We start from the raw sequence: 13,962 nt of genomic DNA, 5'->3' as shown, positions 1-13,962 counted from the left end.
AGCGCCAAATACAACGGTGCCACCAAGCTCTGCACGAACATCTACTGCCACTCCAACGGCAACCCCGGCTCCATCGTCTACCAGAACCCGGCAGCCTGGAACGCCGCCACCACCTACTCCTGCAACGGCTGCCACGGCACCACCAATCCCACCACCGGCGCGCCGGACTACACCAACGGCGGTCCTGTCCCATCCCCCACCGCCAACAGCCATCCCAAGCACGTGGCAAGTTTTACCGACACCAAGGGCTGTGCCAACTGTCACGTGAAAACCGTAGACCAGGCCACAGCCTACAAGTTCAAGGACTACACCGCGGCAAGCTATCATCTGAACGGCAGCCCCAATGTCATCTTCAAACAGATCGGTGGCGCCACCGGAACCTGGAACGGCTCCACCTGCGCCAACACCTACTGCCATTCCAACGGCACCTCAGCCACAACCCCCGCAGGCTCTGTGCCTGCCAACACAACCAACGCCAACTGGGGTGGCACCTTGGGGTGCAACGGCTGTCATGGGGTAGGAGGCGCAACAGACGGTCGTCCGAACTACGCACCAGGCACCCCCAAGGCCAATGCCCACATCACGACAATAACCCATTCTAAGCAGACATGCGACGTCTGCCACGACAGCGTAACCTACAGCGGTGGCGTGTACACGCCGAATGTCTCGTCACACAACAATGGGGTATACAACATCAATGCCTCCCTTGGGTACACACCCGGTACTGCCGCCGCCGGCGGTACCTGTGCGACTCCCGGTTGCCACGGCAGCATCAACGTGAGCATCAACTGGGGCGGTACGCTTGGTTGCGTAGATTGCCACAATAAAGCCATAACTCGAACAAAGGGTCGCCCGGGAGAGGTTATTCCCGATATAGTTTCAGAATTTAACAACACATGGAGCCATAAGCGTTCTGCGGCTGGTGTCGTTACCAACGCGGACTGCATCGTCTGTCACCTCGAAGGTGATTCTACTACCGGAAAGGCTTCAACTCTGCACTGGGATGGCAATATCGATCTGCGGGACCCGGACGGTGCTACGACCGAGGCGGCTATCACCAACATGTCGGGAGCGGCCTTCACCTTCCAGCGCTTCACTACAACCTACGTGACCGGTTCCAGAACGACTACCGGTAACACATCGAACAATATCGATAACGTCATCACCCAGAAGTTCTGCCTCAAGTGCCACGACGCCACCGGCGCCACCAACCCCGGTGCACGGGTAGGCGGTGCTGCAACCTCACAGTACAAGCCGTTTAACACGACCATAGCTGGCGCCGGTTATGTGACACCACTTAGTGCCGGCGTTGCCGGTGGGGTTGTGGATGTCGATTCGCAATTGGCCACAACCAACTCCACATTCCATCCGGTCAAGGGGCCGCAGAACAACAGCTATGCGGCCAACAGCCGGATGAACGCCCCCTATGGCGTAACCAAGACGAACGGAACACCGTCAGCCGGCGTCGTCATCAACTGCTTCGACTGCCATAACGTTTCCGGCGCACCGCTCACCCGCCGTACGGTTTCCGCCCACGGCAACGCGGTCACCCTGCGCGGCACGGTATACGACACTACAAACTCGTTATGCAAGATATGTCATAACGGATATCAAACAGCCAGTGGCGGAATGGGCCACGGTTCGGGCTCGGCGTTCTACTCCAGCGTAGACTCCGGCATGGACACCTACATGACGAATCAGTGCCAGAAATGTCATGCCAGCACCGACACGGCGACCCGCCCGACGCGGGGCGAAGATGCCCACGGGTTCAGCTATTTTGCCGGTAACGGCACCGACAAGATGTGGCCTCGCGGCGTTACTGAGACGTACAAGATGTATGCGTTCATCCGGAACACGAATCAATGGAGCAGTACCAACTGGCAACCTCTGTCAGGTCCCGGTGTCCCTGCTGGTGGCGCCCAATGCGGCGGCAACATGACCACCTCAGCCTGCAGCGACACTATGACCGGTTACACCCCTGGTGGCGTCTATTAGCAGTCGCTTAAATGGCCAAGGCTAACGAGCCCTGCCCGCAAAGGCGGGGGCTTGGTGATGAAAACCCCGAAGGTAGTTCCTTCGGGGTTTTTTCGTACTGCGAACAGGGCAAGACTCTCTCAGGACCATCGCCAATTGTTGTTATGAAAACTACGGGGCGCGAATATCTCCACGGCATTCGTTCTCGACTTTTTTGATCTTCATGAGGCAATTTGACAACCACCGTTTTAGAGATATAACAACCTGTAAATCTCCAAGTGCGAGGGGGCGGACATGAAAAGACTGGCTGTTCTGGCTGTCCTGGTCACGATCCTGTTGCCCGCCGGGGCCTTGGCTGCCGATCTCGGCGTCAACGGCACCACCCTGTTCCGGTTCCGGCAGCAGAGTACACCCGGCGCCCCCAAGAAGAACCTGGCGCCCGCCACCCAGTACCTGGGCGTTGACGCCGACGGAATCGCCGATGCCAACCTCTCATTCCACCTCTACGGCTGGGGCCGGGTCGACCTGACCGACGAGAGCCCGGTGGACGGCAGGACCACCGGCGACATCAGCTATGGTTACCTGCGGTACCACTTCCCCAAGGCCAATGCCGAAATCAAAGCCGGACGTTTCTTCGTAGTCGAGGGGGTGGCAAACGAGCAGGTTGACGGGGTGAGCGTCCGGAGTGACCTGCCCGCTGGCCTGACCCTCTCCCTCTACGGAGGCGCGCCGGCAGCCATGGATGTTGAACGCGACGCACGGGGCGATTACCTTGCTGGTGCCAGGCTCTCGTACAAGTTCGCCGGCAAAGGTGAGATCGGTTTCTCCACCCTCTTTGCCGACAAATCGCCATCCCGACAGGTTGTGGGAGGCATGACGCTTCAGACCGTCGAAAATCAGCGTCAGCTGGTGGGTGGCGACATCTGGCTCGCTCCCCTGCCAATCCTTGAACTGAACGGACGGACCACTTACAACAGTGTCACCTCAAGCGTTGGCGAGCACGACTACACCCTCACCCTCAAGCCTGCCAAAATTGTCACGGCAACCGGATCCTTTGCCGAGCGGCGGATGAAGGGACTCTACTCCGGGACAAACCTCCCGTTCCTCTTCGACCAGTTTGCCGGAGACAAGGTACGCACCTACAGCGGCAGCGTCAGCGTGGCAGTGGCCAAACCGCTGGAGCTCACTGCCGACTACCGACACACCAGGCGGGACAGTTATGGCAGCAGCGACCGTTACGGTGTCGAGGCGCGAGCGACCGCCTCCGCCTTGATGGCCAAAGCCGGGATCAGCTATCACCGTATCAATGCAACTGACGTCAGGAACACCACCGGTGCGATCATCCCCTCCTACGGTCTCTCCCATCACGAACTGCGCGGCTGGCTGCTCCATGAGCACGGCAAGCACAACGTCAGCCTGGACGCCATCGGTTATTTCTACGACGACAAGACCAATCCCAATCTTAACGGGAAACCCTCTTCCTACGAGATTATCGCCTCGGCAGGTTATCGCGTCCTGCCGACCCTTATGGTTTCCGGTGATCTGAGCTACGGCGCCAATCCCCTGTACAACGACGAGTTCAAGGGGCTGGTGCGGGCAGAGTTCAGCTTCAGCACAACCGGCAAAGGAGGGAACAAATGATGGCCAGGAACTTCGTCATCGGCACTGTTCTCGCTGTAGGCATCACCCTGAGTGCTGCCTGCAGCCTCTTTTCACCGGAATCGAGCTTTGCGCCGACCCACCCGGAGGCGCTTCCCGCCGGCCGCCCCCTCTGTACCGAGTGCCATGAAGGGAGTCAACTGAAGGGCGCTCTCAAGCCTTACGCCACCTTTGACCACACTCCCGCCTTCGTGAAGGACCACCGTTTCGCAGCTGGCCGGGACGCCCAGGTCTGCGGGGTCTGTCATGCCCAGTCGTTCTGCGCCGACTGCCATGCCGGCAAGACCGAAATGAAGCCGTCCATCAAGCTGGGCAATCGCCCCGACCGCGAACGGCCCCACCGGGGTGACTTCCTGACCCTGCACCGGATCGAGGGAAAGATCGATCCGACCAGCTGCTACAAGTGCCACGGCCGGGCTAACAACGAGAAGTGCATGGCTTGCCACAAACAGTAGCTCGGAGCGTAGGTTTCAGGGCTGTACGAAACATCAGAGCTCCGGGCTCTGCGCTCTGAGCAATCTTCGGGGGAGTTCATATGAAACGGTTTGTGAAACTCTTCTCTGTCGCCGCCGTTACTGCCGTACTCTGGGGGTGCAGCACTGCCAATGACAGCGCCACCATTAACGAAGCAGGAAAACATCCCGCCGGGTGGGCCGACGTAAATACCGGGGGGAATCACCCAGGGGTCTATCTTGCCTCGCCTGGCCAGTGCTTTGTCTGCCATGGCAACGACCTCAAGGGGGGAATCAGCGCCGTGAGCTGTTTTTCGGCGAGCTTTAACGGCATCACCTGCCATCCCCGGGGACCGTCGGCACATCCAACCGGCTTCGCCGACCCGGCGAACCATGGTGCCCGGGCCAAGGCCGCGCTCGGTGGCATGAACGGCTTCGCCTTTTGCCAGAAATGCCACGGCACGGCCTTTAACGGCGGAACGACCCCGGCCGGAATAACCAGCAGTTCCTGTGTCGCCTGCCACGGAGTCGCTGCGCCCCACTCGAAAAAGCCATGGCGGGGGAGCACCAGAACCCATGCCTCTGTCGACCAGAGCAATGCCGCGGTCTGCGCCCAGTGCCACACAGCTGGCGCCAACCTGAGCACGCCTGTTATTACCACCTATGCCAGTGGCACACCCGGCTGCTTCAACAGCACCCTCTGTCATGGTGCGGTGGGGCACGCAAGCGACCCGCGTCAGCCCTGGAGCAGCGCGGACAATCATGGCAAGGCCGCCAAGGGTTCTCCGGATGCCGGTGACGGAATGGCGCTCTGCAGGGCCTGCCATGGCCAGCCTCTATCCGGGAATGGCTCCGTCCCCAGCTGCTTCTCGTGCCACCAGACGGCGCCCCACTCACCGTCACCCTGGCGCAGGACGATCACTACGCCGGCGGCTCGGACCCACGCGGATACCAACACCCAGAATGCCCCTGTCTGTGCCGGTTGTCACCAGGGGAACCAGCGACTGACCGTGCCGGTAGCGGTCACAGGAACACCGTCCTGCTTTGATAACTCCATGTGCCACGGTGCAACCGGCCACAACGATACCACCCTCTTCCCGGTGCCGGCCCAGGCCTGGAACGTACCGGTAAACCACGGTGCCAAGGCAAAAGGGAGCACTATGGCTGGCAACTCGGGCTTCACCTACTGCCGGAACTGCCACGGTACTGGCAGCACTGCCGACCCACTCTTCAAGGGTGGACGCGCCCTGACCTCGTGTATGAATGTGCTCGGTTGCCACGGGATGCTGAACAACGCGCCCCACCCATCGGCACCATGGCGTGGGACGACGGCGGCGGGGAGCATCGGGCACCCATCGACCGATACCAGTAATGACGCCATCTGTGCCATCTGCCACACGAACGGTGCCAATTCGAGCCGAACACCGCAGCCCCAGGATCTCAAAGGTAACACCGGCTGCTTCAATGCGACCATGTGTCACGGCATTACCGGACATGCCGACACCACGGTCTATCCGGCGCCCTGGAGCGCCCCTGTCAATCATGGCGCGTTTGCCCGCACCGATCCCAGTGCCGGAGCAACAAAAGGGTTCTCGTACTGCCAGCATTGCCACAGCACCGACTTCAGCGGCGGCAATGCCCAGCAGTCCTGTTATCCCTGCCACACCGTCTCGGCACCCCATCCGAAAAAAGCCGACTGGACCCTGGCCGCCGGCACCCTCAGCCATGTCAACACCGGCGAAGGGAACGCCGCCATCTGCGCCAATTGCCACAACAACACCACGAAGAACCTGAGCAGCGCTCCGGTCAATTACCAGGCACGCTTTGCCCCGGCAGGCTCGTTCAATCAACTGGCTCTGCCCGGTTGCTACAATGGTTCACTCTGTCACGCAAATGTTCGAAAGACCAGCAACTGCGATGCCTGTCATGGTCCGCTCTCGCCAACCGTATTCAACTCGCTGGCCGGTGTGACCTCCACGAGCGATGCAAAAGTCGGCACCCACATCTCCCATCTCAACGCCGCCACCCAGACAGTGCCGCTCTCCGCCAACATCGCCTGCGGCGAATGCCACCCAGTGCCATCATCACCGGTTATCGGCGGCGCCCACAGGAACGGCACCACCGACATCACCTTCGGCACGCTGGCAAAGACCGGAGGATTGACGCCGACCTACAGCGGCGGTAGCTGCAGCAATACTTACTGCCACGGTGCGACACTGCCGGCCAGCAGCCCGGCAAGGGCCAATCCGTCCTGGAACGCGCCGTTCCTTACCGGTACGGCAGGCACCGTCGGCGACGGCAGTACGACATCCGGAACAGGGGACTGCAGCAAGTGCCACGGCTACCCGCCGATGACCGCGGCACATACCGGCAAACTGGCCACCCAATGCATCAGCTGTCACCCCCACGTTAACGCCAGTGGCACAGGATTCACCGACCCGACCAAGCATATCAACGGCACCATCGACGCCAGCGGCGGTCATGGATTCCCCTATGACGGCGCCACGCATCGGAGCGTAGCCAATGCCCAAGCACCGTTCACCAACTGTACCGGTTGCCATGATGCGACAACCTCCGGCGGCACCTATCCGGTAGCAGCAGGGACAGCGCCACTCTGCTCGGCATGTCACCTGAGCATGGGGAATTTCACTGGTGCAACCCCTGGCTGTTGGGACTGCCATGGGGCAACTGCCAGCGATGGTCGACCAAACGGAACCAGCTTTCCCAACCGGCAAGGTGGACTAAACGGTCACAATCGGAGTACCCACATAGTCGCCTGCACCGTCTGCCACCCTTTCACTGCCGGCGACACCAGGCATGGCTGGTCAAACCGCCAGACGAGCTCTTATGCTCAGGTAAATGCCACAATTAATTGGAATCCGGGTACTCGTCAACCAGGCACAGGTTCGTGTACGCCGTCTTGCCACGGACTTCAAACTGGCTGGTATTAGTACTCTCCCTGCAACGTATTTACACACAGACGAAACCCGGAGAAGACAAATGTCGCCCCCGGGTTTCAATTCGGTCCTAATGCAAAGAGGGGGAACGTTGCCGTTCCCCCTCTTTGCGTTGCATCGATATCTCTGATTAATCAGCCAAGGAACAGGTTCTGGTTCCTCGCCCGGTTGGCTATGATGGTAGGGTCCAATACTTCGCCGCAGCAGGTGCATTTCCAGGCGTCAAAGGAGCGAACGAAGTCATAAAACTTTTCAGCGAACATACGGCCTTTGCACTTAGGACATTTCATTGGTGTCACCCTCCATTAAATTGGGATTGTCATGCTTGCGTGTGACACATTGTATCATTTTACGTGCCAAGGACCGAAGAACCTCACTTCATCATAGCTCTACCATAGCCCAACCACCAGAAAGTTCATGAAATTTCAGATGGTTACTTATATAAGAAAAATTTATTAATCATCGAAATCTTACCGTCACCTATCCCGGACACCCTTTTCACCCCCTCCAACGACCCAAAATCGCCATTTAATTGACGGTCGTGTACAATCCTTTCGGCTAACTTAGGGCCGATTCCGGGAAGAGAGTCCCAATCCGCCTGATTCATACGATCGGGATCCAGCAGTATCCCGAGAACCATCCGCTCCCGGGCACCCATTTTTTTTACATTGATATCAGTATGTTGATTCTCTTTTCGTACTATTTTCAAGATGTCACCGCTTTCCAGACGACGATGAAGAGCTTCCTTTGGCCAGCCAGCCCTATTACCCGGCCCTATCGTCATATTAATGACGGCTTCAACCGTAGCACCGTCATGAATCCGATAGATTCGATCCTGAATCCCTGGACCGACAACCCTGATCACGGCTAACCCGCTGGAATAATGGAAAAAGGCCGCGGGCTCCCGTTGAGGGGAGACGCCGCGGCCTTGCCGGACGAGCGGAACATAGAGCAGCAGAATCAATAAAAGGATGGCGAGCCGGACTGGCCGTTCCATTACTTCCTGGTCGCCTCCTCCTCCCGGTGAAGCTTGTACTCGATGCTGTCGATGAGGGCCTGGTAGGAGGCGTCGATGATGTTGTCGGAGACACCGACCGTACCCCAGCGGGCTTCCTTGTCGCCCGATTCGATGAGGACCCGGATGGCCGAGGCAGTTCCCTGGCCGGCAGGCAGCACCCGGACCTTGTAGTCCAGGAGCTTGACCTCCTTCAGTTTCGGGTAGAACTTTTCCAGAGCCTTTCGGATGGCATTGTCCAAGGCGTTGACCGGCCCGTTACCTTCGGCCGCGGTATGCTCCACCTTGCCACCGACCTTGACCATGATGGTCGCCTCGGAGATGGTCCTTTCGTCTTCGTGACGCTTTTCGTCGATAACCCGGAAACCGAGCACGGAAAAAAACTTCCGGTAGGAACCCAGCGCCCGCTTCATCAGGATCTCGAACGAGGCCTCGGCCCCTTCGAACTGGTAGCCCCGGTGTTCCATATCCTTGATGTTGTCGAGGATCTCCAGGGTGACCGGATCCTTGCTGTCCAGGTTGATGTTGAACTCCTCGGCCTTGGCCAGAATGTTGGACCGGCCGGAGAGGTCGGAGATGAGCACCCGTGTACTGTTCCCCACCAGTTCGGGGCGAATGTGCTCGTAGGTTTCGGGATGCCGCTGGATGGCACTGACGTGCACCCCACCCTTGTGGGCAAATGCCGAGTTCCCCACATAGGCTTGGTGCTTGTTGGGGGAAAGGTTGGCCAGCTCATACACCGTGCGGGAAAGTTCGCGAAGCCTTTTGAGCTGTTCGTCGTTGATGCACTCTTTCTTCATTTTCAGTCTGAGCGCAGGGATGATGGAGCAGAGGTTGGCATTGCCGCACCGCTCGCCGAAACCGTTGATGGTTCCCTGTACATGAACGATCCCCCGGGAAACGGCAATGATGGTATTGGCCACGGCGCACTCGCCGTCGTTATGGGTATGGATACCGAGCGGCGTCTTGATATGCTTTTGCACATTATTGATGATATCCGCGAACTCGAACGGCATGGTGCCGCCGTTGGTGTCGCACAGGACGATACAGTCGACGTTGGCGGCCTCGGCCGCCTTGAGGGTCTTGATGGCATAGTCCGGGTTGGCCTTGTAGCCGTCGAAGAAATGCTCGGCGTCGTAGACGACCTCCGGGGCGCGGGCCTTCAGGTATTCCAGGGAGTCCTGAATCAGTTCCAGGTTCTCCTCCAGGGAGATGCGCAACGCCTCGCGCACATGAAAATCCCAGGTCTTGCCGAAGATGGTGATGACGTCCGGTTCGGCCTGCACCAGGGTCTTGATGTTCTGGTCCTTGTCCGGTGTGATCTTGGCCCGTCTGGTGGAACCGAACGCCGCGATCTTGGCCTGGGAAAGCTTCTCCTTCTTGATATCCTTGAAGAAGGCCACGTCTTTGGGGTTGCTCCCGGGCCATCCACCTTCGATGTAGTGAATGCCGCACTCGTCGAGCTTCAGAGCGATCCGGATCTTGTCCTCCATGAGGAACGAGATATCTTCGGACTGGGTGCCGTCGCGCAAAGTCGTATCGTACAGTTTTACCAGGCTCATTTATCCACCTTTCACATGCATCAGGTTTATACAAGAACGGAAGGGTCCCCCCTTCCGTTCATATCGCGTGTGCGAAACGGCTTATTCGGTTTTGCCGGAAAGGCCGAAGGCGTCGTGGAGCACCCGAACCGCCAGCTCGGTGTACTTGGCATCGACGACAACCGACACCTTGATCTCGGAAGTGGAGATCATCTGGATATTGATCCCTTCCCTGGCCAGGGTCTGGAACATCTTGGTGGCTACCCCGGCGTGGCTGCGCATCCCAACCCCGACGATGGAGACTTTTGAAATATTCTCGTCCGAAAGGACCTGGCCGGCATTAATCTCCTTAGCCACCTCATTGGTGATGACCAGGGCCTTCTTAAAATCCGCCTTGGTCACGGTGAAGGTGAAATCGGTAAAAGCGTCCTCGCTCACGTTCTGGACGATCATGTCCACCGAGATATTTGCATCGGAGAGGGGGGTAAGGAGCTTGGCGGCAATCCCGGGCTTGTCGGGTACGTGCATGACGGCGATCTTTGCTTCATTCTTGTCGTAAGCGATACCAGAAACGAGTACTGCCTCCATATCCTTATCCTCCTTGGTGACCATGGTCCCAGTATTGTCATTGAAGCTGGAGCGGACGTGCACGTCCACATTGTACTTTTTGGCGAACTCGACGGAGCGGATCTGCAGCACCTTGGCGCCAAGGCTTGCCAGCTCCAGCATCTCGTCATAGGAGACCTTTTCGACCTTGCGGGCGTCGCTGCAGATATTCGGGTCGGTGGTGTAGACCCCGTCCACGTCGGTGAAGATCTCGCAGACGTCCGCCTTGAGCGCTGCGGCCAAGGCGACGGCCGACGTATCGGAACCGCCCCGGCCCAGGGTAGTGACGTTACCCTCCCGGTCGATCCCCTGAAAACCGGCCACAATGACGATGGAACCGTCCTTCAGGTCGGCCCGCATCTTCGTGTCCGGGATCTCCTCGATCCGCGCCTTGCTGAAGGCGCTGTCGGTAATGACCGGCACCTGCCAGCCATGGTACGACTTGGCCTTGTACCCCATGGATTTCAGAGTTATCGCCAAGAGGGCAATGGAGACCTGCTCGCCGGAGGCAACCAGCACATCGTATTCCCTATTGTCCGGGAACTCGCATATCTCATTGGCCAGGGCCACCAGTTTATTGGTTTCGCCGGACATGGCCGAGACCACGATCACCATATCGTTACCGGCGTCATAGGTCCTGGCGACCCTCTTGGCCACATTCCTGATCCGCTCGATGCTTCCCATCGAAGTCCCGCCGTACTTTTGGACCACCAAAGCCATCAGTCGCATCCTCCTTCATCGGTATTTTCTGAATACAGAAACCGCTCCCGGCAGGCCGGGGGTGGAATTGGAATTTTTATCAAGAAACTCCAGTCAGGTCAAAACGTTTTTCTGTTTTTAATCTATTTCCCAAGCCGGCCTCCATCATTTCTTCCAGTAACCGAAGATGCCGGACACCGAAGGCGTTGAATTCCAACCGGCGTATCGACTCGTCTTCATGACGAAAGACAATCTCCAACCGCTCAGGCGGGAGCTCGGCATCTAGCCGCTCGGCCCATTCCACCAGACAGAGACCGTCGCCTTCAAAATAGTCGACAAAACCGAGATCCGCCAGATCCCCGTCACCCGTCAGCCGGTACAGGTCGAAGTGATAGAGCGGGATGCGGCCCTGATGGATATTGAGAAGGGTGAACGTGGGGCTCGTCACCGGAGTGGTCGGGTCGACCCCCACTCCGCGGGCCACGCCGCGGCTGAAACAGGTTTTCCCAGCACCCAGGTCGCCGATAAGGGATACGAAATCACCCGGCCGGGCCAGGGAGCCGAGCAGCTCCCCTGCCCGTTCGGTCTCCTCCGGTGTGGTGCTGGTCACGCTGAACACCTACCGATTCCCGATCATGGTCCTGATGAGATCGATGCGGGCAACGATCCCCACCACCTTCCCTTCCTCAACCACCGGCACTGCATTGATCCTGCGACTCGCCAGGAGATCGGCAACCTCGCTCACCGGTGCATCAGGGACCACGGTGTCCACCTGCTGGCTGTAGATATCCCCTACGACCTGACCGGTCATCTTCTTCAGTTCCCGCTCGAACTTCTTGTCGCTCTCCAGGTAGATGACCCAGTCGAAGATGGAGACCACGGTCGGGATGTGCAGGTTTCTGTTCTGCTCGATCAGGTCGGTCTCAGAGACAATGCCCACCAGGTTGCCGGCATTGTCCACCACCGGAACGCTGCTGATCTTGCGGCCGGCAAAAATCTCCGCCAGCTCCCGGACGGTTGTCAGGCGATTCACGGTCACCACATCTTTGGTCATTACATCCTTGGCGGTTAGCATATCTTGTCTCCTGTTGACTGGTTGAGTAGTTTTTCGCCGTTCCCGATTCGCTTGAACGCATACGGAAGCATCTCCTGCACATCCATCGCCGACATGCCGATCTCGCCCTTATCCTGTGCCACCAGGTCACCGGCCAGGCCGTGGCAGAAGACCCCGAGACAGCAGGCGGTGAACGGGTCGTACCCCTGGGCCAGGAGGGCGGTCAGGACACCGGCCAGCACATCCCCCATCCCGCCGGTGGCCATGCCGGGGTTGCCGCTACCGTTGACCGCCACCCGGCCGTCCGGCGCAGCAATGACGGTCCGCGCCCCTTTCAGGACCAGGTACACGCCATGCTCCCGGGCAAAGGTCCCGGCCGTCCCGATCCGGTCGTTCTCCACCTCGGCTATGGTGATCCCGGCCAGACGGGCCATCTCCCCGGGATGGGGGGTGAGAATCACCGACGACGACAGCGTCCGCTGCAGGACCGCCGGCTCTTCGGATACGGCATTCAACCCGTCGGCATCGATGACCAGCGGCGCAGCCACCAGTTCCACGAGCCGGCGCACCAGTTGGGCGGTGTCACTGTGCCAGCCGAGCCCGGGACCCAGCGCAACGGCATTCCTCCCGGCCAAGACCTGCATGATGTCGGCCCGGGCGTCCGCCCCAAGGTAGCCGCGACCACCGTCCTGCAGGGGAACGGTCATCGCCTCGGTGGTCTTCACCTCCAGAATCGCATGAAGAGTCGCCGGCACGGCCAGTGTGACCAGTCCGGCACCGGCACGCACCGCGCTGTTGGCCGCCATGGCCGCGGCCCCGGTCTTACCGGTGGCCCCGGCGATGACCAGGCAGTGACCATTGCTCCCCTTGTGCGCGGTCCGCGACCGTGGACAAAGGAGGGCATTGGCAGCGGCCGGATCCAGATAGTCATATCCGGCAGCCTCATCCGCCACCGCTCGTGGGATGCCGATATCCCGCACCAGCAGTTCCCCCGCGTAATCGGCGCCGGGATACAGGACATGGCCCAGCTTGGCCAGGGCAAAGGTGGCTGTCAGGTCGGCCCGGACCGCACAGCCCAGAACCTTTCCCGACGCGGCATTGATCCCGGATGGGATATCCACCGCCACCACCGGCCTGCCACAGTCATTGATCATGGCGATGGTCGCAGCATAGAGTCCCTGAACCTCGCTCTTCAGACCGGTTCCCAGCAGGGCGTCCACCACCACGGTCGCCCCGGCCAGGCCCGGTGCCACCTTGTTCAATTCCTGCTCGGTCAGGCAGAAACGCGGCAGATCGTCCGGCAGGCGTTCCAGGTTGACCAGGGCATCGCCGCCAATCTCCTCCCGACGGGCCAGCACGACGAGCATGACCGACCACTCCATCTCCCGGAGCATCCGGGCAATGACATAGCCGTCACCGCCATTGTTCCCCTTACCGGCCAGAATGACCGCAGACGGTCCGGGCCGGTTGCCGTACGCCTCGTGAATCGCCAGGGCGCACACCCTCCCGGCATTCTCCATAAGAGCGAGTCCCGGCACCCCGTATTCTTCTATGGTCCGGCGATCCATCTGCTGCATGACCGCACCGGTAACGACCTTCATGCTCCCTCCAGAACCACCATGGCCACGGCCGCCGAGCCGTCGTGGGAGATGGAGAGGTGGCAGGCCTTCAGGTTGTGCCGGGCATACATCTCTGCGGCTTTCCCGGTGAACCGGAGCGACGGTTTGCCGAGCTGATCGTTCACAACCTCCAGATCGTGCCAGGACAGGCCGTCGCGCAGTCCGGTCCCCAACGCCTTGAGAAAGGCCTCCTTGGCGGCGAAACGGCTGGCGTAGTGCGTGGCGCACTGCTTGCGCGGGGCACAGTAGGCAATTTCTCCGGCAGTGAACAACCGTTCCAGGAGCGCCCGGTTATTCTCCCGGACGAACCGCTCGAAACGCGCCGTATCCACGATGTCCACACCGATGCCGAAGATCATGTTCCCACATCCGATTTTGGTATTACG

11 protein-coding genes are annotated in these 13,962 nt (G+C 59.6%); 4 read left to right on the top strand and 7 right to left on the bottom strand.

Annotation, left to right across the window (positions count from 1 at the left end):
- The 4 genes from JN12_RS18415 to JN12_RS18400 form a co-directional block, all read left to right on the top strand.
- The coding region (locus JN12_RS18415) for a CxxxxCH/CxxCH domain c-type cytochrome (RefSeq protein WP_145025510.1) at positions 1–1,995 on the top strand (1,995 nt) is incomplete at its 5' end.
- A 273-nt stretch (positions 1,996–2,268) separates the two neighbouring features.
- Positions 2,269–3,615, top strand: coding sequence for a hypothetical protein (locus JN12_RS18410; protein WP_145025508.1), 1,347 nt, complete (start codon positions 2,269–2,271; stop codon positions 3,613–3,615).
- Positions 3,612–4,088, top strand: coding sequence for a cytochrome C (locus tag JN12_RS18405; RefSeq protein WP_145025506.1), 477 nt, complete (start codon positions 3,612–3,614; stop codon positions 4,086–4,088). Before JN12_RS18410 ends, JN12_RS18405 begins: the two co-directional genes overlap by 4 nt.
- Before the next feature lie 80 nt (positions 4,089–4,168).
- On the top strand, positions 4,169–7,036 hold the full coding sequence (locus JN12_RS18400) for a CxxxxCH/CxxCH domain-containing protein (RefSeq protein ID WP_145025504.1): 2,868 nt from the start codon (positions 4,169–4,171) through the stop codon (positions 7,034–7,036).
- A gap of 439 nt (positions 7,037–7,475) precedes the next feature.
- Here the strand turns inward: JN12_RS18400 and JN12_RS18390 are convergent, their stop codons facing one another.
- The 7 genes from JN12_RS18390 to JN12_RS18360 all read right to left on the bottom strand — a co-directional run bounded on the left by JN12_RS18390 (position 7,476) and on the right by JN12_RS18360 (position 13,935).
- Positions 7,476–8,039 (bottom strand): ComEA family DNA-binding protein, encoded by a 564-nt coding sequence (locus tag JN12_RS18390; RefSeq protein WP_145025500.1) that lies wholly within the window; start codon positions 8,037–8,039, stop codon positions 7,476–7,478.
- Positions 8,039–9,619 (bottom strand): citramalate synthase, encoded by a 1,581-nt coding sequence (cimA, locus tag JN12_RS18385; protein WP_145025498.1) that lies wholly within the window; start codon positions 9,617–9,619, stop codon positions 8,039–8,041. Before cimA ends, JN12_RS18390 begins: the two co-directional genes overlap by 1 nt.
- An 81-nt stretch (positions 9,620–9,700) precedes the next feature.
- Positions 9,701–10,924, bottom strand: a complete 1,224-nt coding sequence (locus JN12_RS18380; RefSeq protein WP_145025496.1) for an aspartate kinase — start codon at positions 10,922–10,924, stop codon at positions 9,701–9,703.
- Between the two features lie 79 nt (positions 10,925–11,003).
- Positions 11,004–11,513, bottom strand: coding sequence for a tRNA (adenosine(37)-N6)-threonylcarbamoyltransferase complex ATPase subunit type 1 TsaE (gene tsaE, locus JN12_RS18375; protein WP_246125920.1), 510 nt, complete (start codon positions 11,511–11,513; stop codon positions 11,004–11,006).
- A gap of 9 nt (positions 11,514–11,522) precedes the next feature.
- A complete protein-coding gene (locus JN12_RS18370) occupies positions 11,523–11,978 on the bottom strand; it encodes a CBS domain-containing protein (protein WP_145025492.1) in 456 nt (151 codons plus the stop codon).
- Positions 11,972–13,558, bottom strand: a complete 1,587-nt coding sequence (locus JN12_RS18365) for an NAD(P)H-hydrate dehydratase (protein WP_145025490.1) — start codon at positions 13,556–13,558, stop codon at positions 11,972–11,974. The genes JN12_RS18370 and JN12_RS18365 overlap by 7 nt, the downstream gene beginning before the upstream one ends.
- The gene (locus JN12_RS18360) at positions 13,555–13,935 is read right to left on the bottom strand and encodes a holo-[acyl-carrier-protein] synthase (RefSeq protein ID WP_145025488.1); all 381 of its coding nucleotides are present in this window, start codon (positions 13,933–13,935) and stop codon (positions 13,555–13,557) included. Before JN12_RS18360 ends, JN12_RS18365 begins: the two co-directional genes overlap by 4 nt.
- Between the last annotated feature and the right edge of the window lie 27 nt (positions 13,936–13,962).

It is taken from the genome of Geobacter argillaceus (assembly GCF_007830735.1).
Classification (GTDB): domain Bacteria; phylum Desulfobacterota; class Desulfuromonadia; order Geobacterales; family DSM-12255; genus Geomobilibacter; species Geomobilibacter argillaceus.
This window is presented reverse-complemented; position numbering and strand designations above follow the sequence as displayed.

What these genes read in the sequence shown, in the direction of transcription:
- JN12_RS18365 (WP_145025490.1), bottom strand. Translation starts at nt 13,558, where the DNA reads ATGAAGGTCGTTACCGGTGCGGTCATGCAGCAGATGGATCGCCGGACC.
- JN12_RS18400 (WP_145025504.1), top strand. Translation starts at nt 4,169, where the DNA reads ATGAAACGGTTTGTGAAACTCTTCTCTGTCGCCGCCGTTACTGCCGTA.
- JN12_RS18380 (WP_145025496.1), bottom strand. Translation starts at nt 10,924, where the DNA reads ATGGCTTTGGTGGTCCAAAAGTACGGCGGGACTTCGATGGGAAGCATC.
- JN12_RS18370 (WP_145025492.1), bottom strand. Translation starts at nt 11,978, where the DNA reads ATGCTAACCGCCAAGGATGTAATGACCAAAGATGTGGTGACCGTGAAT.
- cimA (WP_145025498.1), bottom strand. Translation starts at nt 9,619, where the DNA reads ATGAGCCTGGTAAAACTGTACGATACGACTTTGCGCGACGGCACCCAG.
- JN12_RS18405 (WP_145025506.1), top strand. Translation starts at nt 3,612, where the DNA reads ATGATGGCCAGGAACTTCGTCATCGGCACTGTTCTCGCTGTAGGCATC.
- JN12_RS18360 (WP_145025488.1), bottom strand. Translation starts at nt 13,935, where the DNA reads ATGATCTTCGGCATCGGTGTGGACATCGTGGATACGGCGCGTTTCGAG.
- JN12_RS18410 (WP_145025508.1), top strand. Translation starts at nt 2,269, where the DNA reads ATGAAAAGACTGGCTGTTCTGGCTGTCCTGGTCACGATCCTGTTGCCC.
- JN12_RS18390 (WP_145025500.1), bottom strand. Translation starts at nt 8,039, where the DNA reads ATGGAACGGCCAGTCCGGCTCGCCATCCTTTTATTGATTCTGCTGCTC.